The organism is Neobacillus kokaensis, assembly GCF_014656545.1.
Lineage (GTDB): Bacteria > Bacillota > Bacilli > Bacillales > Cytobacillaceae > Neobacillus > Neobacillus kokaensis.
Window position 1 is genome coordinate 58,426 of sequence record NZ_BNDS01000015.1, and the last position, 25,542, is coordinate 83,967.

A 25,542-nucleotide genomic window follows, 5' to 3' on the forward strand; every position below is an offset into this window, starting at 1 on the left:
GTTTCACGCCGTTGGATTACCGGCATGAAACTAAGATAAAAAAATTACTTTTCAAAATACGTGCCATAAATGTAATGAGTTTTTCCAGGATATAAGTCGAAGCCTTTAACCGTTGCCTTCATGCCGGCATTTAAGTGCTCAACTGCTATTGGTATAACTGGAAGCTCTCCAGCCACAGTTTTCTGTACCTCTGCATAAAGTTTGGTAGCCTCATCGGAATCAGTTGTTGTACTTGCTTTATCTAACATTGCATCAACTTCTTTAGTTGCCCAAAACGAACGATTGCCCGAAAGACCAAAAGCGTCAGAATGATATATCGCCCTAAGCATACTATCAGGATCGATAGATGTTTTTGTCGCTAAAAACATGTCATGTTTACCTTTTCCCGTATCGGAATAGAATGTTCCCGACTGCATCATCTTGACTTCAACATCAATACCAATCTTACTAAGCTGACCCTGAACTACTTCTGCAGCACTTTTTAGAACCTGGGTATCCGGAATCCAAAGTGTTGTCTTAAAGCCATCTTGGTGCCCAGCTTCAGCAAGTAAACTTTTCGCTTTGTCCAAGTTGTAATCATACGTAATGGTATCTGGCGTATAACCAGACAGGCTTGGTGCAAGCATCGTATTATGGGCTGGAGTTGCTACACCGTTAAAAACGATATCGATAATGTCCTGAGTGTTAAGTGCATAAGCGATTGCTTTTCTTACGCGAACATCATCAATGATAGGCTTTTTGGTATTGAACCCAAGATAATTTACTGTTGTACTGGTAACCTCTACTAACTTAAGGTTTTTGTCGTTCTTGACTTTATCGATATCAGTAATGGCTAAATCATAAGCTAGGTCAATTTCGCCAGTTTCAATACCGATCGATCTATTGATTGCTTCAGGAATATTCTTGAAAATCAATTTCTTAATTTTGGGCTCGCCCTTGTAATAATCAGGAAATGCCTCTAAAACAACATCGCCACCTAAATCCCAAGAGACAAACTTATATGGACCGGCGCCAACGGGATGTTTATTAAAATCCTTATCACTTGTAGCTGCCTTCTTGCTTATAATTGCTGCTGCATCAAGTGTTAGCCTGTACAATAGAGCATTAAAAGGTTGTTTTGTCACAATTTTAATTGTGTAATCATCAACAATAATGATGTCTTTGATAATGAGGTAATTGTAATTAACACCAGGAGCTGCTATAGTTCGTTCAAGGCTAAATTTCACATCATCAGCTTTCATTTCTTCCCGATTGTGAAACTTGACACCCTTACGAAGATGGAAAACGGTAGTGGTTTCATTTTCTACATCCCAAGATTCTGCAAGTGAAGGAACAAGCTTCATATCATTATCAAGAGATACAAGCCTGTCAAAAATCTGCGTTGTTATACGGTATGTACCAATCGCAGCCTGAATTTGGGGATCCATATACACTGGTGCTTCTGGAATTCCAATAGTTAAAGTATCCTTTTTACCGTCCGCGTCTGATGTACCATTTACGTCTTGATTAGAGCAGCCTGCAAAAACACTTACAATTAGAATTAAAATAATAAACAAAGCTGGAAACCTTTTCCTCATCCTCTATAATCCCTTCCTTTCTAATTCGTACTATTTAGTTTCGGAAAAATCCAAAAGCATTTTAAAAGTGGGCGGCTCAATCAATATCATTAACCTTATATAACATCAATAGGAGCCTAAAAAACTGGATTTACAATTTTATAAGTGTTATAGATTCTACTGTAATTGGGTGTTCTGCATTTTTCCTGCTCGACTTACCGGTTGTCTTCCAATTCACTAAGGCAACCTGTTAAACGTTAGCCTAATCTCTCCGCTTAATTATTTTGGTCAGGTCTGTAATCTTAGCATTTTCTGCTTGTAAGGTTCGCTTTTCTTTTGATCTTTCATACAGCGTATAGTAAGTAACATCTTTAAATTCACATGGCGGCCCATCCATAAGCGGCCATAAAACATCTGTAAGCTACAACGCCTGTGCCAAAAAGTCCTTGCAAGTTAATAGTTTGCCTGGAACCACCCCCTCATAAAAAGTGCAAACCATGTAGTATTCCCCTTCTTTAGCTGCAAGTGTTACTCCATTCTTTGTCGTGGTGCTAGTGATGAATCCTAGGGGTTTATCGATGTAGAATGTATTTCTCTAGATGAATCGTATGATTTTACTTTGTGGAGAGTTATTGATGTTTTTATGATAGGATTTTGTTTATAGATAAAATATTAAGATGAGAATCTCGCGCATGCTTTGTAACTATACTCTTGGCTAAACTTTCATTCTTTGTTTCAATGGCCTCGACGATTTGCAAATGTTCCTCCACCATAGTCTTTAAACTCGATTCTTTTAAGGCTTGGAATAATCCGTGCTGCATTTTCTGAATGGTATTTTTGAGTAGTTCTGCTAATTGCTTATTTCCGCTTACTTCCCCCAGATAAGAATGAAAATCGATGTTTACCTTCATAAATTCTTTCCTGGCCTCTACCGAATCCACATCAAATTCCCGAAGAGCCAGCGATTTGAAATGATCCAGCTGATTTTTTGTTATGTTCTGAATAGCCAATTCGACGGAGGCCTTTTCTAGAATAATTCGAAGTTCAAATAAATCCTTTAGGTCTATGTAGGAAAAACGTGAAACGATGTATCCTTTATAAGGAATTACATCCACGAATCCTTCAAACTTTAATCCATTCAAAGCCTCTCTTACCGGTGTTTTGCTGACATTTAGCTTAGTCGCCAAGTCGCCCTCGCGGAGTAAAGTTCCTGGAGTGAGTTCATCATAAATAATTTTTTCCTTTAAATACTGATATACACTTTCTACCCTTGATTTTTTTTCGTCTAAAATAGTAATCACTCCTAATGTTAAAGAATCATGCCCATCATTTTCTTTACCTTGGTATAAGTCAAAAGTTAGTGGCTTTTATCTACTAACTTTTCATTAAATTTCTGCCTTTCTATGAAGGACCATTAATTCTTGTAAAAAATATATAAAAATTTATAACAGTAAATCTGTGGGGTCTTTTTATAAAATCTTTAGTAGGCTGGGATAGGTTTTTTATGTAATCGGCTTAAATAAGCCGTTACTTGTTTAGGCTTTTAACTACCGCATAGAAGATTAAATTTTTATGTAGAAGAAGAAGAATCGTAGGAGCAATGTTTACAAGAATAATAAATGTATATGTTAGGATATGTAGATTATTGATAAGAAATTATTTAAAATATTTTAAATATATATCACTAATATATTTCGATTATATTTATTGTTCTGTATTTTGTCAATATTATAAATATTATAAATATTTTGATTAAGGTATGAGAATTCATAGGTGGAGAATTTCCTGCTAATGTATATACGGGAAGCTTAAGAAGCGGAAATAAACGGAGATATTCCGATTAACTGCTCTAAATAAGACAAAATCCAATGATTTGGATAATATAAACGGAAAAACTCCCCTTATTATTAAGGAAATATGGGTATTTCCCAATTTAGCCGGAATTTTACCGGTTATTTTTCATATACAGTGAAATCAACATTCGGTTATACCAGAACCTAACCTTAAAAATATTTTTCTGTATATCAATTTGCAAGTAAAAATGTAGTGCATTTTGCTGCGGTACACTGGCTATTGTACCTACACATTTTAAAATACAAATTGCACTACAAATTCCCCCAAAATAATTATCTAAATCCCTTTATATCAACAAAAATAGACCTCCAAATTACCATTCAATTTGAAGGACATTTTTAAAGTTTGGGATAGTTAACGGAACCCATTACCTTTTTTTCATTTCAAGAAAAAACTGGTTCAATATAAATTGAGCCTTCCCTTCAACCAATATCGCTAAAATATATAATGAATAGGGCATCGAATGAATGCCCTCTAAATGAAAAGTAAAAAGATTAATGGTCAGAAGAACTTCAGAGAAAAAGAGGTTAGTTAAAGTTAAAAAATTTGAAGAAGAAATGTAAATGATAAAAGAAATTTAACATATTTAATTAAATTCCCTCACTTAACGGTTACCTTTCACAAAATTGTCAAGATCCGATGGAACGCTATGGGGAAATGGGGACTCATCCAAAACAATCCAAAATAGTCCTTTAGAGATTTCCGTTTTTTGTTTATTGGCATATGATAATATACCGATTTCTTAAAATGGACAGGAGGAGTTTGAATGGAAGATGAGAAAAAGGAGAAAAAAAGTAAATCCCTGTGGCGACCTTTATTGGCAGCACCTTTGTTATTTTTCCTTCCCCCTCTTAGCATCGGTATGTATCTAACCCATCCATTCCCTGCAAAAACTTCGAAAAACCCGAAGGATTACGGTATAGTTTTCGAAGAAATCGAGTTTCACAGCAGAAAAGACCAAATTAAGCTGACTGGCTGGTGGATTCCCGCCGCTTCCAACCAAAGCGATAAAACGGTCATTACGGCACACGGTTATTTAAATGAACGTTCCATGGAAAGGATTGAAGGACTCAAGCTAGCTAGAGTTCTTTCGAGACAAGGATATAATGTGTTGATGTTTGATTTTCGAAATGCTGGCAAATCAAAAGGTAGAACGACGGGGTTGGGGTTCTTTGAAAAGCACGATTTATATGCAGCGATTGATTATGCAATTCAGAAAAAAAATCAGAAAAAGATTGCCCTTCTTGGCTGGAGTATGGGTGCTTCCACTGCACTTATTGCCGGATGCGAGCATCCTTCGGTCTCTGTTATTATTGCCGATAGTCCCTTTAGTGATTTAGAACCCTTTTTAAAAGAAAATCTTTCTTATTGGTCCAAATTACCGAAGAAGCCCTTTACACCGATTATTTATCATTCCATGCGAAAACTCCTTAAAATTGACCCCGCTAAAGTTTCACCCATCAATCATGTAAAAAACGCAAAAGGAAAATCCTTCTTTTTCATTCACAGTAAAACGGATGAAGCCATCCCTTATACCGAGAGCAAAAGTTTATTTCAATCGGTCTCAGCCGATAGTCATAAAGAATTATGGTTGACGGAGGAATGTCAACACATTCAGACTTATCCTATGAATAAAAAAGAGTATACGTCCCGTGTTGTGCGATTCCTTGATAAGTACCTAAGAGCTGTTGAAAACTGATACCGGCCACACAAGTTCTTATTACGATTCTTTTGGAGCTTTAAGTGCAAATTACTCTTAATTTTGCCATACAGTGATTCTAATCAAAAATGTGCCGGGCACCATTCAAAATTCAGTCTGGTGGCTGGCACTTTTTCTTTAAATTTCTCACTTTTCATTTTTAGCATCCAAATACAAATCAAAGGAATCCTAAGCTTCCTTTGCGGCAAGTTGAATAAGATCATCATATTCCTTTTGAGGTGTGCTTCTTTTTTATGTGGTTGTGTTATATAAAATTGGTTAATATCATTTGCAGGGATTAACCCGAAAATATAACCATTGCAGCCAATTTTCATTTTATCCTCACATGTTATTAATAAGCTATTCCTACGATACATGTTGACCTCTTTTTGATAGGAAAAGTATCGAATTGCTGTTTTCATATCACTTTGTGAATCTGGTCCTATAATGAAAATGAGCGCTTATCCTTATTCCAGAATTGCGCCCGTTTATGGAGGATCTTATTGAAGATAAACACCCAGTAACTTTAAGAGTAAATCCTCACAATCTGTTTCATAAATCTAACAAGAAAAAAAGCGATGCCTTTATTCAAGCATCGCACTTGTTAATTGAATAGAAATTCACTATTTTTCCATTACCGCAAAGTAATTATGTTCACTATCTGCAAAATTAAATACTCTACCAGAAGGCATATTTACAATTTCTCCGACTGTAACGTTTTTGTTTACTAATTCACTATATAAATTATCGAAGTTTTTCGAGAAGAACATTAAAGAAGGTGTGCCCAGATTTAATTCAGGCGACATTTTCGCAATAAATTCCTTATTATGGAGAATGATGCTTGTTTCTGCTTCTGTAGTTGGAGCAATTTCAATCCATCTCATACCTTGACCATTGTCTTCCTCTGAAATTACACTAAACCCTACTTTTTCTGTCCAAAACGCCTTTGCTTCATCTTGGTTATTAACATACAGCATGATTTGACCTACATTACTAATCATTGATATTCACTCCTTTATAACGACAAATCTTAAGGTTTTAAACTTTTCTAATGCTAGAATAAGCGTTGCGGCAACCCTACTTCAGTGACTCTACAAGCTCGTTCAAACGGTCCCAAGTTTCGGTGATGCCCTGCAGCATGCCCATGTCCATGACAGTCTTAAGGGCTTCTTCGGAAACATATTCAGCACGGTTTATTAGCTTTGTCTTTCCACCTAAATCGATGAATTCCAATGTGATTTCGGTCGACGGCATGGAGTCATTCAAATTACCCTCGGCATCCGAAAAGTAATCGGTATAGACGATCTTCTCTGGCTCGATAATCTCCTTATAAACCGCTTTGCCCCAAGATTCCATACCAAAAAATTGCCCCTGATTCTGATCGACACACTTCATACAGTAGTGCCAAACGCCTTCCGGACGGAAATCGACGGTGCAGACTGGAATCTCCCAGCCCCTCGGCCCCCACCAGCGTTTCAGATGCTCCGGCTCTTTAAACATCTTGAATACGAGATCACGTGGCGCATCGAAAACGCGCTCCAGTACCAGTACCCGATCGTTCTCTACTCTCGAAACCATTGTGTTGTTTGCCATTGTCTTTCCTCCTAGTTCATGAATAGTTTTATATTTTTTAAAGGAATTAACGCATTGCTACCAACTGTGCTTCAAGTCGATCGAGGGTTTGGCTAACTCCCTCAATGGCCCCAAACTCTTGAACAACCTGTTCCCTAATTTCTGCAGAAGGAAAGATTAATCGTTGAATAAGTAATGTTTTATTATCCTCTTCGACAAAAGTTACGATGGTCTGAAATTGTCCGGGATCACCCTCTATATCATCGGCGGATGTATAAACGAGACGCTCTGGCTTTACAATTTCCTTAAAGGTAATCTTATTTGGATATTCAACGCCATCTGGCCCTTTCATAATAAATCTCCAAATACCACCTGGTTTCATTTCAAATTCAGAAGTCGTAATGGAAAAACCTTTTGGCCCCCACCAGTTTTTTAGATGTTCCGGTTGGGTCCATGCTTTCCAGATTAGGTCACGGGATGCATTAAAAACTCGTTTTACAATTATTTCTTTTCCTTCAACCTCCACGGACGTTTGATTATTTGTAATCATTTTTAAAGCCTCCATTAATTTTAAATTTTATTTTTCTTGTTTTTCTTGCATTTCCTTTAAATAATCGTCCAAGCTATCAAATCTTTCTTCCCAAATTCGGCGATAAGACTCAAGCCAAGCATTTAATTGGATAAATGGCTCAGGGCGTAATTGGTAGATGCGCCGATTTGCATTAGCGTGTACTCTAACAATTCCGGCATTACTAAGTACACGAAGATGTTTTGAAACTTGTGGCTGACGGATTTGTAAACGTTCGGAAATTTCCCCCACTGTAAGAGGACCTTCTCGCAAAAGCTCTACAATCTGTAAACGATTGGGTTCGGAAAGAGCATTCAGTGTTGTAGTATCCATTTATTGAACCCACCCCTATCCATAAAACAGCTATATTTACTATTCATTTAACTACTTTCTAATTTAATTGTAACAAGTACTATATCTCAATATCCTCTCCCAACTGCACACAATCCTCCAAAAATAATATTGTGTTTTGGAGCTTTTACTTTTGTTTAATATTCCTTAAAAGAAATATAACATAATTGGAATATTCCCGTAAAGGAATATTGAGATTATTTTTTATTAAATTTTTATATGAAGACCTTTTGTTTCCTTTTTATAAGGAAGTGTATCGTAACTAATCTGCACTACTTATAGCATTTCCTACCTTAGCTATTCTGCCGTTCGTATTATAAGGTAAGCCAGAAAATATTTCTGGATGATCAATTTTTTATGTGGTTTTATTATAACAGTTGCCAGGGTAGAACGTATCTGCCCGTGGGCCTTGACCCCGTCAGCTAAACCGTTCGCCCCCTACTTGTAGTAACATGAAGGGATAAAGTATGATCCATCAATGAAATATCAGTCTCAATTGATAATCAAATATAAATCAAGGTCCATAAAAAAGAACAACGATGCCTCCGACGGGATTCGAACCCGCACTCCTTTCGTAAGCATAGGCTATGGGCAACACGCTTCCCTACGGTATTTCACCGGCTGGAATTTCACCAACCTCAGCTTTTTTGCTTTTCGGTGCTTCTGAAACCATTACCTTGCGACCCGGTGGCTACAATGTTTTCCGGCGCTCTTCCCTTCTAGAGCTACGGAGGCATTTTGTACATAATATGCTAATTAAGAATATTTTTTAACAAAATACTATTCTTGCAATCAATTACAAACTAGTTCAATTGCTGCCTTTCGTACTCATCCCTGTTTTATTCCAAAAACTTTTTACGGAAAAGAAATAAAAAATCCCACCCATCATCCAGTACGGTTCCCAGAAGATTAGTCTCCAAAAGGTAGCGTATGAATCCAGGTTAAATTCCAGAATATGAAACGCATGTAATAGAATCGTGACGAAATTAAGAAAGCCGTACAAGAACAATAATGCTCCACAAGTTTTTACAGTGTAATACAGCAATCTGTTCATGAATGTTTTTTTCCAGCGAACAAGCAGCATCAAAAGAAAGAAACCACCAAGTAATTTAACAAAGCCGGTTAACCAAACGATGACTACAAATGAGGGTGATGGGTTTAAAGACATTTCATAAATGGAACCGCCTAGAGACCGTACCCCCATCAAGCCACCCATTGCCCAATAAAAACTCATCCCTGAAAAAAGAAGCGTCCAAATGATTCCCAGACCTATACACCAAGGATTTCTTTTTAGAAAAAATTTCTGATTCATTCTATTCAAAAGTTCCTTCCCCGCTTACCATCTGTATTTAATCAAGATAACATCATTTCCAATATTATACATGTTTTTTTAAGAAATGGCGTCAGACCAAAAATTAAAAATATTTTTCTACCCCCATAGGAAGTTTATATTTGTAAGGTGATTTTGTTACTACTTTCAAAATCCTTTTGTTCTAGTTCATCCTCTATAAAAAAGGGGTCATCCCCCACAGCATTAAAGGATTAATACTGCGGGGAGGCTGACCCCAAATTTCATATAACCATCTATCAAACTTTCTGACTTGTTTTTATGCTTGATGCAGATTTTTTTATGTTATCAACTCTTTTTATCCCCCAATTTTCGGACAAAAATTGAACAATCCTCTCGACAGAGCGATTAACAAGTGCCTCTCCCTTCGCTGCCGTTCCTAAGGTGGCATTTCCAATGGTACCCGAGTCCGTTTTATGTGAGAAAGGAACATATTGAATAATATCGGGATATTGATCCTTTATTTTAGGCGGCTCATGGACCCAGTTGTCTAAGTCACATAGTTCTGGATGGAGATACATCATGACAGAGGTGCCTGCTTCACTTGCATGTGCATGGGCCAAGTCACCCGATTCAATAATGCCATCGCAATGATTTTTAATAAACCTCCAATAATCTATTTGAGCGCACTTAATTTCTGGATTACCTTGAAGATCCCGAGCTATTTGACTAATAATCGGGACATTTCCAGCGTGGGTATTGATAAAAAGGAATTGTTTAAAGCCCCACTTTTCTAAGCTTTTTACTGTGTCCCATAAATAGTGTTTAAAGTTTTCAGCTTTAATCGTCATTGTTCCAGGAAACTCTTCTAAGGCCGTAGAATCTCCGACTTCTAATGTTGGACCTATTATGGCATTAACATGATTGGCTAGGATTTCCGATATTTTAACGGCAACAATTGTATCCGTCCCTAATGGTAAATGGGGACCATATACTTCGAATGCACCTGAAGGGATAATCACTAAATCTGTTCCCTTTTTCCGTTCAATAAATTGTGTCCAGCTCATATCTTTTAAAAAATTTGATTTCCTAAACGTCATCCTACTAACCTCACTTTTTATTAATTTTTACTACTGATACAAGTGGCATGCGATGAAGCGTCCTTCCATTTCTGTAAACTCCGGTTTCACAGTCTTACAAATATCCATACACGCGCTGCATCTTGGATGAAACGAACAGCCAGCGGGTGGATTGGAAGGGCTTGGAACGTCTCCTTTCAGCATGATTCTTTCCCTTTTTACATCTGGATTAGGCAACGGAACAGCTGATAACAAAGCCTTTGTATAAGGATGCATTGGGTTTTGAAATAGCTCTTTCTTGTCCCCAAGTTCTACTATTTTCCCAAGGTACATTACGGCGACCCGATCACTAATATGTTTCACAACACTTAGGTCATGCGAGATAAATAAATAGGTTAAGTCTAGGCGCTCCTGCAAATCTTGAAATAGATTCACGATTTGTGATTGTATGGAAACATCCAAAGCTGATACCGGCTCATCCGCCACTATGAACTTCGGGTTTAGCGCCAGCGCACGAGCAATTCCAATTCTCTGTCGCTGGCCGCCGCTAAATTCATGGGGATATCGCTTCGCATGATAACTATTCAAACCTACAGTATCAAGCAGCTCTTCCACACGCTGATTTTTTTCCTTGCTTGAACCGATTTTATGAATTTTAAGGGGTTCTGCGATGATTTCACCTACGGTTAGTCTAGGGTCTAAAGATGCATAGGGATCTTGAAAAACCATTTGCATATTCCTTCGATATTTTTTCATCCTGCCTGTATTCATTCCTACCAGGTTTTCTCCTTCAAACAACACTTCCCCTTCAGTCGGCGGCTGTAATTGTAGAATCGCTCTTCCTGTTGTCGATTTGCCGCATCCGCTTTCCCCTACTAAACTTAATGTCTCGCCTTTAAAAATGGAGAAATTCAACCCATCTACTGCTTTTACGTGGCTAACCGCACGACTTAGAACACTTTTTTTCGAGGAATAATATTTTTTAAGATTCTTAATCTCAACTAATGTTTGCTTCATTCTGTACCTCCTCGTCTTCCACCTCATGGAGCCAGCACCGGCTAAAGTGTCCAGTCGCTACTTCCTTATAGGACGGTACTTCTGTATGACAAATATTCATGGCAAATTCACAGCGGGGAGCAAAATGGCAGCCGCCACGCAATGTTCCTGGAATCGGAACATTCCCTTCTATTGAATAAAGCCTTGTTTCTTCTTCCGAATCTATTAAAGAAGGTATTGATTTTAATAATCCTTGTGTATAAGGGTGTTTTGGATTATTGAAAATTTCATGAACATCACTTTCTTCCACAACTTTTCCTCCATACATGACGCATACACGGTCACATGTCTCCGCTACAACACCTAAATCGTGGGTAATCATCAAAATAGATGTGTTATGCTCTTTCTTTAGATCCCTCATTAGGTCTAATATTTGAGCCTGAATGGTAACATCTAAAGCTGTTGTCGGCTCATCTGCTATTAATAGACTAGGATTACAAGCCATTGCCATGGCAATCATCACCCTCTGACGCATGCCCCCGGATAACTGGTGTGGATATTCCTTTACAATTCTTTCCGGCCGTGGAATCCCAACAAGCTCTAGCAGCTCAATGGCCCTTTCATTTGCTTTTGTTTTGGTAAAGTTCATATGGGTTTTCAGTGCTTCAGCAATTTGATTGCCAATCGTGAAAACAGGATTTAGCGATGTCATTGGCTCTTGAAAAATCATCGCAATTTCTTTACCGCGAATTTTTCTCATCGCTTCATCTGACAATGTCAATAAATCCTTCCCGTTAAAGTTTATGGAACCTTCGACCACTTTTCCCGGAGTTAATCTCATTGCCGTTAATGCCGTTACACTTTTCCCTGAGCCAGATTCTCCAACAATCCCTAAGGTCTCACCCTTTTTTATCGTTATACTGACTCCGTCCACAGCTGGAACTACTCCATTTTCCGAATAAAAATATGTTTTCAGATTCTTGATCTCTAGTAAATTTTCCAAAATCAGTCTTCCTCCTGTCTATTTCAAGATTAGACTTTTTTCTATTAAATCTTCATTTGAGGGTCTAGGGCATCACGCAGACCATCCCCAAGCATATTGAACCCTAATACAACTAACATGATGATCAGTCCTGGAACAGTACTTAAATGAGTCGCTGATCGAATGTACTCTCTTCCTTCATTTAACATGGCTCCCCATTCTGGTGATGGCGGCTGGGCACCCAGTCCTAAAAAACTTAACCCTGCTGCGGTTAAAATGGCCGTCGCAATTCTCATCGTCGATAAAACAATGATGGGAGCAATACAATTTGGAATGACATGCTTCATGATAATAAAAAAATGACTTCCGCCAAGCGATTTTGTTGCTTCAATAAACTCTTTATATTTGACAGAAATAACTGAGCTTCGCATAATCCTAGCGAAAACAGGAATCGAGAAAATACCGATAGCAATCATGACATTTAACATATTCGGTCCAAGAATGCTTATGATGGCAAGTGCTAGCAGGAAACCCGGAAACGCCAATAGGATATCCATTATTCGCATAATAATCGAATCAATGATTCCGCCGAAATAGCCGGCAATCGTTCCTAATGAAACGCCGACAAGGATGGATATACCTACACCTACCATGCCAATCATTAAGGAAATACGTGAACCATGAATGATTCTCGACAATACGTCGCGTCCAAATTGATCAGTTCCAAATGGATGACTTAAACTAGGTGGTTGTAATAGTGCTTTCATGTTATAAGCATAAGGATCGTATGGGGAAATCCATGGAGCCAAAATAGCCACAATGATAAATAGAACGGTTATATATAAACCTATCATTGCACGTTTATTTTTCTTAAAGCGTTTGATCATCATTTGCCATGGTGAACGAGGTTCATAAGTAGTTGTCACATTCTGATTCTGTGAAATTACCTTCTCTGAAATTTCCATTGCACTGCTCCTTTCTAATTCTCGTACCTGACCCTTGGATCTACAACACTATAAGAAAGATCAACCAGCAGAATAATAAAAACAAAAAGGGTAGAAATAAACAGAATACTTCCTTGAATAGCTGGGAAATCCCTGAACTGAATAGATTCCACAACATATCTGCCAATTCCATTCATAGAGAAAACGGTCTCCGTTATAACCGCTCCGCCTAATAAAATTCCAAATTCCATCCCTACAATGGTGATAATCGGAATTAATGCATTTTTCAACGTATGCTTGTAGATCACATACTTCTCCTTTAACCCTTTCGCCCGTGCAGTTCGAATAAAATCTTGATTAACAATTTCAAGTATACTTGATCTGGTAAGTCTTGCTAAAACACCAGAGGCTGATAAACCCAACACAATGGATGGGAGAACAAAATGCTTAAATTCAGTGCTGCCTCCAGAAGGGAACCACGGAAGGTAATAGGAGAAAAGCAGGATAAACATGATCCCCATCCAAAAAACAGGCATCGAGATACCAAATAACGAAAACATCATCGATACGTTATCTCTTAGACTATTAGGTTTAGTAGCAGAGGCAATTCCAGCGATAAGACCAACAATAATCATAATAATTAGGGACATAACAGTAAGAATAAAGGATGTAGGAAAACGAGATAAGATTTCATCTAATACAGGCTGACTGGACCGTAAGGATGTACCTAAATCGCCATGGAGGATATTAACCACATAACTCATATATTGCTCATATAACGGTTTGTCAATTCCTAATTGAGATCTAATAATCTCTACCTCTTCAGGGCTAGCAGAATCTCCCGCTATAATTTGTGCTGGGTCACCGGGAACTGCAGCAACCAGTAAAAATGCAAATAAGGTGACGCCGATTAGAGTGGGTATTAATTGCAGCAACCGTTTAACTATATAACCTAACAAATTATCCACCTCACTATCTGAGACTTAATAAATTGGAATTGTTTCCCTAGGAACTCCACTTTAGTAAAAGACCCTAGGGAAACGAACTTATTTAGACGATTATTTTAATAGAGTTCATTTTAGGAAGTATAAATCCCTCCATCTTTATATAAGTTAGGCTGGCGATGCTGATGTGAAGGAAGTTTTTTGCGAACCTCTTGAACCCGTTCTAAGTCTATACGACAAGGAATCAAACACTCTGTTTCAGTACCTTGGGCTAAGACAACCCCCATTGGATCAACAATCATACTTTGGCCCATATAGTATTCATTCACCTGATCGCAGGCAACTATATAGACTGTATTTTCCAATGCCCTAGTAGTGACTAAGGTTCTCCAATGGTTTTCTTTTAATGGTCCTTTTACCCAGCCAGAAGGAACAATAATAATATCAGCTCCTTTTAACGCTTGATATCGAGCAATTTCAGGGAATCTTAATTCATAGCATACAAACAAACCAATTTTTCCAAATGGTGTATCAATAGGTTCAAACAAAGAGCTCCCTGGCTTAATATTCTGCGATTCTTTAGCGCCGAATGCATCATACAAATGCGTTTTTCTGTAAACGCTTTCTATTAATCCAGCGGAATTGATGATGACTGTTGTATTATAAATTCTCTTATCATCAATGATTTCGGTACTCTCACGCATACCAAAGACGAGCCAGACTCCATATTTACTAGCCATTTCACTCATCGCAGCGACAAATGGACCTTCAATTGGTTCTGCATCGTTTAGTTTTACTTCAGAAGGCGTACCGACTTCGAAGTAACTCATAAACGCTTCAGGAAAGACTACCATATCTGCACCATAAATATTGGTAGAATCTTTTATTGCCTTCTCCGCTTTTTGTAAATTTACTTGTTTACTATCCGTTGAGCCTAATTGAGCCATTACAATTTGAAAGGACATTATTTTTCACTCCAGTCTTTGGGGTTGCAGGAAGATACTAAATAGGTCTTCCTGATGTACTATCATTATTCTTTTTCTACCTTACTAAAATTCCAAAGGTGTGTCGGAGGGACAATTAGACCTTTAACATTTTTTCTCATACCGATATGCACGGTATCTTCATAGAGGAAAATCCATGGTGCGTCACTCCAAATCTGCTTAAATGCCTTCTCATAAATCTTCTTTCTATTATCCACATTAGACTCAATGGATCCTTCTTCTATCAGCTTATCCACATCAGGATTCACATATCGCGCATAATTAAATTTACTAGTTGAGTAGAATGAATCTTTTAGAATATCATAAGCATCATTCGTATTCGCGATCCCTCCTCTTAAAAATAGATCATATTTAGATGGATCCTCTAGTGTCTTCAAGTAATCATTAAGTTCTAACATTTGAAATTCCACATCAAATCCTAATTGTTGTAGACTTGTTTGAACGTATTGACCAGCCTTATGGTCTCGTACAGCATTGCCGGCAGCGACCAAGCGTACCTTCATTCCTTCTTTTACTCCTGCGTTTTTCAACATTTCCTTCGCTTTTTCCAGGTCATACGGGTAAGATCCTGCATTACTATACATGCCGTCCTTCTGCGCAACCATTGCTGAACTCACTTTCACCCGGCCTTCATATAAATCATTGGTTAGTGCATTCTTGTCAATGGCATAGTTTAATGCTTGACGAACCTCTGGTTTATTAAATGGTTCGACCGTGTTATTAATTCCAACATAAACTGTCCTGTTAATTTCAATGGATTCTACTTTTGTATCTTTACTTTTATTTAAACGTTCAATATCCGTTGTCGGTACGTCAGCAATGAGGTCCGCTTCTCCTGTTTCTAACATGAGAACTCGTGAAGCATTTTCTGGGACTACTTTAAAGGTAATTTGGTCTAGCTTAGGCTTGCCTCCCCAATAATCTTTATTTGCTTCAAAAATCGTATCGCTGCCAGGTGACCAATGTTTAATCTTATACGGCCCTGTGCCAATCGGGTTTTTCTTGATTGCCTCTGTACCTTGTGCAATGACTTTTGGACTGATTATGTTATTACCGGATGGAAAAGCTAAAATATTTAAAAATGGTCCCACTGGATTATTCAGATGAAATACCACTTCATAATCACCATTGGTTGTAATACTTTCAAGATATGGACCCAGCAATGGATATCTAGCTAATTTATTTTCTTCATTTGTCACTCGTTCAAAATTGATTTTGACTGCTTCTGCATTAAAAGGAGACCCGTCAGTGAATTTCACTCCTTCCTGCAGCTGTAATGTCCATGTTTTACCATCATCAGATTTCTTCCAGCTTTTTGCTAATAAAGGGACAATTTGTCCATCTGCATCCAAGCTTACTAACGTTTCAGCAACTACGGAATATATTTGTTTTGAAGCAGTATCCGTTGTATTATGAGGGTCTAAACTATTCGCTTCCCCCGTCAAAGCAACAACTAAACTTTTATTTTTTCCTTCTGGTGCTGAAGACTCTTTGGAGCTGCATGCAGTCAAGATGACGATAAACAATGTTAAAAACAGGAAACCTGCTTTTCGAAAGGTTTTATTTTTACCCATATAAAATGCCCTCCCTAATATTCAAATCTGTTTTCTTTTTGCAAAAACTAATTTGATGGAAAAAATCGATTTGCCTTACTAATTGAAGCTAGTGATATACCAGTATCAATTTTCTTTTTCGTTTCAGGTTCCCTTTGCTGCTTTTCGATCGCTATTTCCCCATACTTTCTCGCCGAGTTTGGATGGATGACGAATACACCGTCATTATCCGCAACTATTAAATCACCAGGATTGATGCTTACACCACAAACACTTATCGTTGTATTAATTTCCCCCTCAATACCAAGAATCCGGGTTGTTAAAGGACTTACTCCAAGTGAAAATACGGGTAATTTTATCTCCTTTATTTCGTCCACATCATTAATGCAGCCGGAAACAATGACACCAGCAACTTTTTTAACATGAGCAGCGTATGACACCATCCCACCGAAACATGATCGGTCGATATCACCTGACATATCAATAACAAGTACATCTCCTTGTTCCACGATATCTAATGCCTTATGGACAGCTGTGGAATCCATATGGGGAATGCGAACTGTAATCGCATTGCCGACAAATCTGATTGGTCTAAATAGTGGTTTTAATCCTTTGAGAAATCCAAAATCAGTTAGATGCCCAATAGTTGAGGTTCCAACATTTTGATATAAATTCATTAACTCCTCTGTAACACCTTGAACTCTTGGATTAACTATAAACAAGAAACAACCCCCTTTTTTAGAATATTAAAAATAGTTTTTCTATTTATATTAAATGCAAGTTCCATGCCAATAGGAAAAATCTGATTCTATAGGCAAACAGGCTATTCAAATTCCATTTTTTGTTCCAAAAATGAAATTTATGTTTCAAAAAAGGGATTTGAATGTAAATATCGAAATATTCCGTCTATAAAGCATGAAATTGAGGGGAGATTTAATGAAAACAAAAATTGCAATTGTTGGCCACGGAAATTTTATCGACTTAACGACGAGTTCTCTTCCAAATATAAAACATCACGATATTGAAATTACTGTGTTTGATAATAAAGGGGATTTGTTAAGTACGTTACCAAGATTTTTAGCGGAAATTGAGGAAAACGAGACAGATATTATTATAACAGGACATTTTATTAAAAAGCTTCTTGAAATGCGGACTAGTATTCCGGTAATAAAATTAAAAGTAACCCCAATTGATATTCTACTTGCCATACAGAAGTCGCTGCCCTTTTCAAACAGAATCTCTATTGCCCTGCCTGACCTGGAAGAGCTTCAATACGATTACTCTATTTTAGAAGAACTGTTACAGGTTCAACTCCATTACATCACTTACAATTCACAAGCAGAATTACGGCATAAAATTGAACAATTTTCAACTACAAAGGGAACTGTGATTAGTACAGGTATTGGGGTTGAATTTGCCAGAGAGAATGGCCTTTTCGGAACCTTAATTTATTCGGAAGCCAGTCTCAAAGCCTCTATTGATCGTGCCATTGAAATTATTCATTTTAAAAGACAAGAAGAAAGACAAAGACAGCAGCTTAAAGCTATCATTAATTCTGTTAGAGATGGCATTATTGCAACAGATGAACAAGATAAAATCACGACTTTGAACGAATCTGCATGGAAGCTCCTAAATATAGAAAAGGATAAAATCATAGGTAAACGGCTGTTTCAGGCTGTTCCAAATCGAACCTTTAGAGAAATGACACATGAGGAAAGTTTTCAAAATAAAATCATAGATTTTAATCATGTCACACTTAATACGAATAAAATAGCTATTTCTCAAAAGGGAAGAATAGTTGGAAATATTTTAACCTTCCAGGATATAACAGAAATACAAAAAATCGAACAAAAATACAGACAAGAAATTGAAACGAAAGGCCTTGTCGCCAAAAACGATGTGAAAGACATTATTTTTAACAGTGCTATCATGAATGATACATTGGAAAAGGTTAAGAAATATGCCAAAACAGATTCAACGATCCTCATTATTGGGGAAACCGGAACTGGAAAAGAAATGATTGCACAAAGTATCCATAACCTTAGTTATAGGAAATCATATCCTTTCGTTGCGGTAAATTGCGCTGCTCTCCCTGAAACACTATTAGAAAGCGAGCTTTTCGGATACGAAAAAGGGGCATTTACGGGTGCTGCTCAAAATGGGAAAAAGGGCCTTTTTGAATTGGCTCACCATGGAACTCTATTCTTAGATGAAATAAATTCTATTTCTCCTAATTTTCAAGCAAGACTTTTACGTGCAATACAAGAAAAGGAAATTGTACGTATTGGTGGACATAAAGTTATTCCTGTAAATATTAGAATTATTGCCGCAACAAATGAAAATTTAGTGAATTTAGTAAAGGAAAAGAAATTTCGAGCTGATTTATACTATCGTATCAATGTATTAACCGTAAATCTCCCACCTTTAAGAAATCGTGTACATGATATCCTTCCACTTACAAAACAATTTATTGTTGAAAAACGAAAAGAACTTTATTTACATATTGATCCTTTTTTTGATAAGCTTTTTTCCAATTTACTAACCTATCATTTTCCAGGGAATGTACGAGAACTTTATAATATTCTTGAAAGATTTATCATCTTGTCAGGCAACAACCAGAATGGGTTCGAGTGGTATGTAAATCTTCTTAAGGAATGTTTAGAGGAAATAAAAATTTATGATCCAGAGCATACCGAAAAAATTGAATTTCAACTAAAAGAAAATTATAAAGACAGTTTAGTAGAAGCTGAAAAGGCCATAATAAAGAAGTATCTAGAAATAAAGAAAGACAAGTCCACTTTAGCAGAAGAACTTGGCATCTCTCGAACTACATTATATAGAAAATTAAAGGATTTACATATTATCTTAAATTGATTTTTATTACATTGTCTGTCATTTTGAAAAAGGGAAGTTCGTCATATTTTACCAGCTTCCCTTCTTTTTATCTCTACTGCATTCACTTTCATCACCAATTAATCCAAATAAATTAGTGTTTTGATTGGAAACTAGAGTAAGCATTTTTCATGTGGTTATAGAACTATTTCCATGAAGATGAGCTTTTACAGTGGCTGCCGCTTCCTCATTTTGTTGGATCTTCCTATTTTTTTGGTGGCCTGCAAGTCTCCTTTAACCTAGGCAATACTGCCCCATACTGATGATAATTTTTTCTAGCTTCAATCAATGTTAAGCCATGGTTTTGATCACTTGCCTCATCACTACTTTGAATAAATAAATCGATCTCCCAAAAACATACTGGGCAGATGTAGGCGATGGCATCGCCACTATTCGGAATTGTCATAAATCCACAGCAGGGGCATGGGGAATTTCCAACTATATCAGATTCAATGTCATGATGATCGTTAGTTGTTTCTGCTGAGTTTATTTTTGGCAAGTATTTATTATATTTTTTATTTTTCATATACCTGCACACCTCTTTATATCCCTATTTAAATAATTGTTTTTCTAGTTCCGTGACCCTAGCTTCTAATTGTTCAACACGTACTAGCAATCTTTCAATGATGACTTCCTGCCCTCTTGTTAAAGGAGCTTCCTTTTTTTCAGATCTATTTGTATTATCAAAATTTGTAAATTTTTTCATCGCTTCAGGGACCGTTTTAATTTTTAAACGAGCATAATGAGCGCATAGGCTATCGAAAAGGCCTGTAATAAATTTCCTATCTGTTTTCAATACGATGAAATCGATAATAGCATTTACAACCCCGGGGGTTAACCTATACTTGATCATGATGTCTTCGATTGTTCGTATATCCTTCATTGATGGTTCTACACCCTGGAAACGGTCTCTGAAAAAATAAAATGGGCCTGTTTCCTCATAATATTTGATTATTTGATCCCTCTTCGTATTCGTTTGTTTAAAAGAGCATAACTCTTTTGGCTGGATCTCGAAAATATGAGTGAAACCTAACTTTTTATATTTTTCCTCCAGCAATTTATCAATAGCCTTTTCCGATTGTTCAAATTCCGCATTCTGTTTTTCCATCTACCTACACCCATTTCATTGAGTTATTAAAAACTACTACCAATTACCCCTCTGCGATTATTTTCCATTTCCTTCATCCTAAGAATATTATAGGCCGATATGTGTTGCTTGCAAAACATATCTTAATAGTGTTAATTACACTGCCGGTTACTTAATCAGCACCAAATAATTAATCCGTGACGTGCTATTTAAATTAAGTTCTGTTATAACTGAATGTTGATTTCACTGTGTTTGAAAAATAAACGGAAAAATTCCGTTTAAATTGGCAAATACCCATATTTCCTTGAAAATAAAGGAAGTTTTTCCGTTTATATGATCCAAATCTTTGGATTTTATCTTTTTAAAGCAGTTAATCGGAAAATCTCCGTTTATTTCTGCTTCATAAGCTTCCTCTAAATACATTAGCCGGAAATTCTCCGCCTATATAATTCTCTTACGTAAAAGAAATCAACAATGAATAATAACAGACCACAGGTTGATGTTCCTCTGTATAGTTTGTTGGTAGAAGTTGTTTTTTTTATTTCCTCAATGTGCTTTTCTTTGCCATTCCTAGTTTTGAATTTCCCCACTATCATTCTCTTAATAAATTTTTCCGCCCCCTGTCCATTTCACCCTAATTTTCCTATATAGAAAGTGAAAGGAGGTGAAAGACGATGGCGCAAGCATTATTAACCGGTACAAAGCTTCACTTAGTTTTCCAGGTCGGTATGGATGAAGAAGGCAAGCCAATCATGAAATCTAAAATGTTTAACAACATCAAAAAGGATTCAACAACAGACCAGTTATTCCAAGCCGGAACTGCAATTTCCAGCTTAACCAACGACATGCTGAACAACCTCGAGCGAAACGACAGCTCGGAAATCATCGCAGAATAACCTAGCAGCATATAGTGGTGATGCCGGAAAGCACAAACTGTCCACCACACGCGGACAAATGTCCACAAATGGTGCCTGACACCAAAGATTTACACCAAAGTGAAAACAATATCTGAATCTGAAGGAGGTGAAAAAAATGGCGAAAACATTAGAATTACAGTTTGGTACGGAGTTTGGGAAGACGGCTCGTATTGTGGTTGATAATCCGAAGGAGCCTATTGATGAGGCTGCGGTGAAGCAAGCGATGGAGCAGATTATTGCTGCTAACGTTTTCTACACTGCGAGCGGCAATCTTGCTGTTGTAAAGGGAGCTAGGGTCGTTGACCGTAATGTGACAGAATATGAAATGATCTAATAACGGGGGCTGGATTTCATGAAGAATCCAGCCTTTTTATTACATTTCAATTAAAGAAAGGAGGAAATAGCTGTGGAGCAAATCATTCCGATTATCAGCGAAGTTGGCTTCCCCATCGTGGTGACCCTCTACCTGCTTTACCGAATTGAGTCAAAGCTTGATTTAGTGGTTCAATCGATTCAAAGTCTGCCTGAACGTATGAAGGGATGATGCTGGGGATATGTTCGCAAGGGATCTTGTTGTAAGCAAAGATGGTGGAAAGCGTGGGAATGTTCTGCATAAGAACTTTCCCTGCCCCACCATCTTTGCATTTTTTGATATACATTTTTATTCACTTTTTTTTCTTTATAATTTCATCTGGTAAAAGAGCTGTTACTACTAATATACGAGGGGGCATTTGGATGGTAAGCACGGCCACAAGCATTTCTATGTTTGTACCTATAATCCCATTTGCTTGTGACTCTCCTAAATCATTCAAACGTTTTTGGGTTTATGGATTTCCTTTATTATATTAGGAAATTAATAGAAAACCGTTAAGATGTTTTTCCATTGCTTCCATTGCGCTGTCCGAATCATTTAGTTTAATGGACTCAACAATCTTTTCAGCAAATGCTGTAATTTCTTTTTTATTTTTATCATTCCAAAGTTTCAAATCCTCCTTAAGATATGACCGGGTGATAGCGTTAATCAATGTTTTAGTCAGCGGGTTTTGTGTACAGTCAGCGATGGCTAAGTGGAATTGCAAGTCTAAATGTAGTAATTCTTTTATTGAAAAGTCTTTGTCACTATCAAAGCAAGCAATAATCGCTTCCAGTTCTTCCATGTTTTTTTCCGTTCTTCTGCTAGCAGCTAATCCTGCACAAGGAACTTCAACCATCTTCCTTAATTCTAGTAAATGTTTTATTTCTGATCGGCATATTTTAAAGAGAACGTAATCATTTCATACATACTTTGTGCCAGTTTGTCTCCAAAGGACTCTGTGATAAAATATCCTCCGTTTCTCCCCTTTGTTGTCGATACCAAATCGGATTTTTGTAATAAATGAAGAGCCTGGCTTATTGTGGGTTTGCTGACACCAAGCCTGTCGGATAATTCTTCAAGTGGGGGAAGTTTACTGCCGGGTTTGAGTATCCCTGAGAAAATTTCCTGCTTAATCTGTTCGGCTATTTGTTCCGGAATCGTACGGACGGTTATTTGATCAAAAATATCATTCATAACAAAATCACCCTTACTATGTAATTTAGAAAAAGTAAACTTTTTTTCATATTTAAATAAAACGAATATTGTTAATATTATAATATCAAATTAAATTAATATTGAGAGGAGATATTCATTGACGTTTAAATTAGCTAACAGGTATTTTGCTTTATTTGACAATTAAATGAGATGATATTAGAAATTTTATTTTAACTTCAGGTTTCCACATTACCGAGAATCGCCATTTCTATTAAATTAATTTAATTGGGGGATGTTTATGGAAAAGAAAGGATTTTTTACTTATGAGAATCGTCTACTGATCATTTTGTTTTTTTCCATGGGTTTCGTGTTTCTCGATAGGCTCGCCATAACTTTTCTTTTTCCTTTTATTACAGCAGAATTCAACCTGACCAACTTCCAGATTGGGATTCTTGGAGCAGCGGTTTCATTGGCCTGGGCTGTATCTGGCCCTATGATCGGCTTGATGGCAGACAAGGCAAATAATAGAAAAAAATTTATGATATCTTTAATGCTAATATTTTCAGTTATCTCATTCGTACAAGGACTGGCTATGGGGTTTGCCGCATTGCTGATCCTTCGTCTTTTAATCGGTTTATTTGAAGGACCGTTCCTTCCAATCGCTCAATCGATGATGGCAATTGAGTCCACACCGAAACGGCGAGGATTCAATATGGGTTTTATCCAGGTTACACCTACTGGTCTGTTTGGCGGAGTACTCGCACCATTGGTCCTTGTGGCGCTGGCAAATGCATTTAATTGGCGGTTCGCGTTTTACTTTACCATTATTCCGGGGATTATCATGGCTTTGATCATGTTGAAATTTTTAAGGGAGCCAAACCTACCAAAGAATGAAGTAGTTTCTACTACTGTTCCAAATTCCGAATCAAAAATAAAAATTATGGATGTAATAAAAAACAGGAATATCTGGCTTTCGATGATCATTTGCGGATTTGCATTGACATGGTTTAATGTCTTTGCCGTATTTGCCCCTACCTATTTGGTTAACATTAAAGGATTTTCGACAAGTGAAATGAGTGTAATTATGAGCGTTGCAGGTGCAGCTGCGATGGTTTGGGGATTAGTTGTTCCTGCCATTTCGGATAAATTGGGAAGGAAACCGCTAATGACCCTATTTGCACTGATATCGGCATTGTCTCCATTGGTTATCTTATACTCCAATGCACCGATCGTTATCTTTGCACTACTAATCTTTCTTTTTCATACAGGACAAGGCTTTCATCCTATCTTCATGGCCATCGTCCCTGCGGAATCGACGTCTCCCTTATATGTAGGTTTTGCAATCGGATTAATCATGGGGTTCGGAGAAATCACCGGCGGCGTCATCGCTCCAATTTTGGCTGGGTACCTGGCAGATGTATTCGGGCTTGGTGCTCCTTTATGGATTTGTGTAGGAAGTGCCATTGGAGCAACTATTGTATCCTGTTTCATCAAGGAAACTGCACCGGTAAAAATAAAACATATATTACCAGAGGTATCAGAAGGAAAAGTAGCAATTAAGTAGAATTACTCTACAAAATATTGTAAATTTACTATCCTATTAAGCTATTTTTCCCCTGATTACCGGTTTCACTAAACCGTGAAATATAAACGTTCTTGCAAATCGCAAGAACGTTTTTTTCATAAAGACAAGATTATCTTTTCTGACTTCGATCTCTTACCATTACCATCTTTAATATTTGGATTCACTAACATAACCTTGTCTTAAACTGCTGAATTTCTGACAAATAATAAAGAAGCAGGAAAACTTGCTTCCTTGCTTCCTAACTTAACGCACTCACCAGTCTGTTGAGTTCCTCTGCCCCTTCTTTTAACAGCGGTAGAAAAGTCTCTTTGATTTTTTCTTCCGAACTTCTTTTTGAATTAGTGGAAACGTTGATTGCGGCGATTGGCTGGCCATTTTTATTGAAAATTGGAACAGCAATAGAACGTAGACCCACTTCTAATTCATCGTTCCCTTCTGCATAGCCATTTTTAATACAAACTTCAAAACAGGCTTCAAGTTGGTCGAAATCAGTAATTGTATGTTCTGTGTAAGCTTCTACGGTTGCTGCTTCCCAAATCGTCTTTCTATCCTCCGCTGGCAGCCACGCAACAAGTGCTTTCCCTAATGAAGTGGCATAATACGGTAGCCTTGAACCTACTCTTAAATTAGTTCCTATGATCCTTTTAGCAGCATTCACCCTTAATACGTAAACAATCTCAGCCTTATCCAATATGGCAAGATTGGTCGATTCCTTGATAGTAGAAGAAATTCTTTCAAGGATTGGATGTGCTAAATCTGGCAGATTAAGAGATTCCAAATAATGTGCAGCGAGATCCAATACTTTAGGACTCAGTTTAAATTTATTGTCCGCATTAGTAGTTAGATATCCCAAATCTACCAAGGTAAGAGCAAACCTTCTAACCGTTGCTTTATTTATCCCTGTTTTCTTTTCCAAATCACTCAGTGACATCATATTGGAACCAAAGTCAAAAGCCGTTAAAACTGCAAACGCCTTTGCAACAGAATTCACAAAGTAATTCGATTCTGCTTTTTCCATCAATTACCCCACTCCCCTTTGTTAAAAAAAATATTATTTCTAAAAAGTCAGACAATTCTGTTGCCTATTTTTCAAAAGGCTTTTATAATAAAATTATATTGCACTATTCGTATTATCATACACATAGTGTACACTGCAACCTA

General features: G+C 37.2%; 26 protein-coding genes. 6 read left to right on the plus strand and 20 right to left on the minus strand.

The features are described 5' to 3' along the window. Positions 1–44: 44 nt before the first annotated feature. The gene (locus IE222_RS16560; RefSeq protein WP_191274680.1) at positions 45–1,577 is read right to left on the minus strand and encodes an ABC transporter substrate-binding protein; all 1,533 of its coding nucleotides are present in this window, start codon (positions 1,575–1,577) and stop codon (positions 45–47) included. Positions 1,578–2,197: 620 nt separating this feature from the next. After that, complete coding sequence (locus IE222_RS16565; protein WP_191274681.1) at positions 2,198–2,857, minus strand: GntR family transcriptional regulator; 660 nt, start codon at positions 2,855–2,857, stop codon at positions 2,198–2,200. Between the two features lie 1,319 nt (positions 2,858–4,176). Here IE222_RS16565 and IE222_RS16570 point away from each other — a divergent pair. Continuing rightward, entirely contained in the window at positions 4,177–5,109 is a 933-nt protein-coding gene (locus IE222_RS16570; protein WP_191274682.1) for an alpha/beta hydrolase, read from the plus strand. Between the two features lie 623 nt (positions 5,110–5,732). On the opposite strand, the gene IE222_RS16575 is transcribed toward IE222_RS16570, so the two are convergent. The 13 genes from IE222_RS16575 to IE222_RS16635 form a co-directional block, all read right to left on the minus strand. After that, entirely contained in the window at positions 5,733–6,110 is a 378-nt protein-coding gene (locus tag IE222_RS16575; RefSeq protein WP_191274683.1) for a VOC family protein, read from the minus strand. 76 nt (positions 6,111–6,186) lie between these two features. Then, positions 6,187–6,702: an SRPBCC domain-containing protein gene (locus IE222_RS16580; protein WP_191274684.1), complete on the minus strand. Its 516-nt coding sequence runs from the start codon at positions 6,700–6,702 to the stop codon at positions 6,187–6,189. A 46-nt stretch (positions 6,703–6,748) separates the two neighbouring features. Continuing rightward, the gene (locus IE222_RS16585; RefSeq protein ID WP_191274686.1) at positions 6,749–7,231 is read right to left on the minus strand and encodes an SRPBCC family protein; all 483 of its coding nucleotides are present in this window, start codon (positions 7,229–7,231) and stop codon (positions 6,749–6,751) included. A 27-nt stretch (positions 7,232–7,258) separates the two neighbouring features. Further along, positions 7,259–7,582 carry an ArsR/SmtB family transcription factor gene (locus tag IE222_RS16590; RefSeq protein WP_191274688.1) on the minus strand — a complete coding sequence of 108 codons (324 nt, stop codon included), beginning with the start codon at positions 7,580–7,582 and terminating at the stop codon, positions 7,259–7,261. Between the two features lie 826 nt (positions 7,583–8,408). After that, positions 8,409–8,912, minus strand: a complete 504-nt coding sequence (locus tag IE222_RS16595) for a DUF3995 domain-containing protein (RefSeq protein WP_191274690.1) — start codon at positions 8,910–8,912, stop codon at positions 8,409–8,411. Between the two features lie 275 nt (positions 8,913–9,187). After that, entirely contained in the window at positions 9,188–9,988 is an 801-nt protein-coding gene (locus tag IE222_RS16600) for a creatininase family protein (protein WP_191274692.1), read from the minus strand. A 30-nt stretch (positions 9,989–10,018) separates the two neighbouring features. Further along, a complete protein-coding gene (locus IE222_RS16605) occupies positions 10,019–10,984 on the minus strand; it encodes an ABC transporter ATP-binding protein (protein ID WP_191274693.1) in 966 nt (321 codons plus the stop codon). Further along, positions 10,965–11,969, minus strand: coding sequence for an ABC transporter ATP-binding protein (locus IE222_RS16610; RefSeq protein ID WP_275671472.1), 1,005 nt, complete (start codon positions 11,967–11,969; stop codon positions 10,965–10,967). Before IE222_RS16610 ends, IE222_RS16605 begins: the two co-directional genes overlap by 20 nt. 41 nt (positions 11,970–12,010) lie before the next feature. Continuing rightward, entirely contained in the window at positions 12,011–12,910 is a 900-nt protein-coding gene (gene nikC, locus IE222_RS16615; RefSeq protein WP_191274695.1) for a nickel transporter permease, read from the minus strand. 14 nt (positions 12,911–12,924) lie between these two features. After that, positions 12,925–13,848 (minus strand): ABC transporter permease, encoded by a 924-nt coding sequence (locus IE222_RS16620; protein WP_191274696.1) that lies wholly within the window; start codon positions 13,846–13,848, stop codon positions 12,925–12,927. Between the two features lie 119 nt (positions 13,849–13,967). After that, positions 13,968–14,798 carry a carbon-nitrogen hydrolase family protein gene (locus tag IE222_RS16625; protein WP_191274697.1) on the minus strand — a complete coding sequence of 277 codons (831 nt, stop codon included), beginning with the start codon at positions 14,796–14,798 and terminating at the stop codon, positions 13,968–13,970. 65 nt (positions 14,799–14,863) lie between these two features. Further along, positions 14,864–16,411, minus strand: a complete 1,548-nt coding sequence (locus IE222_RS16630) for an ABC transporter substrate-binding protein (RefSeq protein WP_191274698.1) — start codon at positions 16,409–16,411, stop codon at positions 14,864–14,866. Positions 16,412–16,458: 47 nt separating this feature from the next. Further along, positions 16,459–17,112, minus strand: coding sequence for an RraA family protein (locus tag IE222_RS16635; RefSeq protein WP_191274699.1), 654 nt, complete (start codon positions 17,110–17,112; stop codon positions 16,459–16,461). Positions 17,113–17,326: 214 nt separating this feature from the next. Here IE222_RS16635 and IE222_RS16640 point away from each other — a divergent pair, with 214 nt between their 5' ends. Next, positions 17,327–19,264, plus strand: a complete 1,938-nt coding sequence (locus tag IE222_RS16640) for a sigma 54-interacting transcriptional regulator (RefSeq protein ID WP_191274700.1) — start codon at positions 17,327–17,329, stop codon at positions 19,262–19,264. A gap of 223 nt (positions 19,265–19,487) precedes the next feature. Here the strand turns inward: IE222_RS16640 and IE222_RS16645 are convergent, their stop codons facing one another. Together IE222_RS16645 and IE222_RS16650 are read right to left on the minus strand one after the other, a co-directional pair. After that, entirely contained in the window at positions 19,488–19,808 is a 321-nt protein-coding gene (locus tag IE222_RS16645; RefSeq protein ID WP_191274702.1) for a CPCC family cysteine-rich protein, read from the minus strand. Between the two features lie 24 nt (positions 19,809–19,832). Then, on the minus strand, positions 19,833–20,390 hold the full coding sequence (locus IE222_RS16650; protein WP_191274704.1) for a replication initiation and membrane attachment family protein: 558 nt from the start codon (positions 20,388–20,390) through the stop codon (positions 19,833–19,835). 653 nt (positions 20,391–21,043) lie between these two features. Here IE222_RS16650 and IE222_RS16655 point away from each other — a divergent pair. The 3 genes from IE222_RS16655 to IE222_RS16665 all read left to right on the plus strand — a co-directional run bounded on the left by IE222_RS16655 (position 21,044) and on the right by IE222_RS16665 (position 21,830). After that, entirely contained in the window at positions 21,044–21,265 is a 222-nt protein-coding gene (locus IE222_RS16655; RefSeq protein ID WP_191274706.1) for a DUF1659 domain-containing protein, read from the plus strand. A 136-nt stretch (positions 21,266–21,401) separates the two neighbouring features. Then, a complete protein-coding gene (locus IE222_RS16660) occupies positions 21,402–21,620 on the plus strand; it encodes a DUF2922 domain-containing protein (RefSeq protein ID WP_191274708.1) in 219 nt (72 codons plus the stop codon). Between the two features lie 72 nt (positions 21,621–21,692). Beyond that, positions 21,693–21,830 (plus strand): YvrJ family protein, encoded by a 138-nt coding sequence (locus IE222_RS16665; RefSeq protein ID WP_191274710.1) that lies wholly within the window; start codon positions 21,693–21,695, stop codon positions 21,828–21,830. A gap of 301 nt (positions 21,831–22,131) precedes the next feature. Here IE222_RS16665 and IE222_RS16670 read toward each other — a convergent pair whose 3' ends face one another. Both IE222_RS16670 and IE222_RS16675 read right to left on the minus strand, forming a co-directional pair. Further along, on the minus strand, positions 22,132–22,539 hold the full coding sequence (locus IE222_RS16670; RefSeq protein ID WP_308435610.1) for a FadR/GntR family transcriptional regulator: 408 nt from the start codon (positions 22,537–22,539) through the stop codon (positions 22,132–22,134). After that, positions 22,521–22,835 carry a winged helix-turn-helix domain-containing protein gene (locus IE222_RS16675; RefSeq protein ID WP_191274714.1) on the minus strand — a complete coding sequence of 105 codons (315 nt, stop codon included), beginning with the start codon at positions 22,833–22,835 and terminating at the stop codon, positions 22,521–22,523. Before IE222_RS16675 ends, IE222_RS16670 begins: the two co-directional genes overlap by 19 nt. Positions 22,836–23,094: 259 nt before the next feature. Between IE222_RS16675 and IE222_RS16680 the strand changes: the two genes are divergently transcribed. Then, entirely contained in the window at positions 23,095–24,360 is a 1,266-nt protein-coding gene (locus IE222_RS16680) for an MFS transporter (RefSeq protein ID WP_191274716.1), read from the plus strand. A gap of 259 nt (positions 24,361–24,619) precedes the next feature. Here the strand turns inward: IE222_RS16680 and IE222_RS16685 are convergent, their stop codons facing one another. Continuing rightward, complete coding sequence (locus IE222_RS16685) at positions 24,620–25,399, minus strand: IclR family transcriptional regulator domain-containing protein (protein ID WP_191274718.1); 780 nt, start codon at positions 25,397–25,399, stop codon at positions 24,620–24,622. Positions 25,400–25,542: the final 143 nt, after the last annotated feature.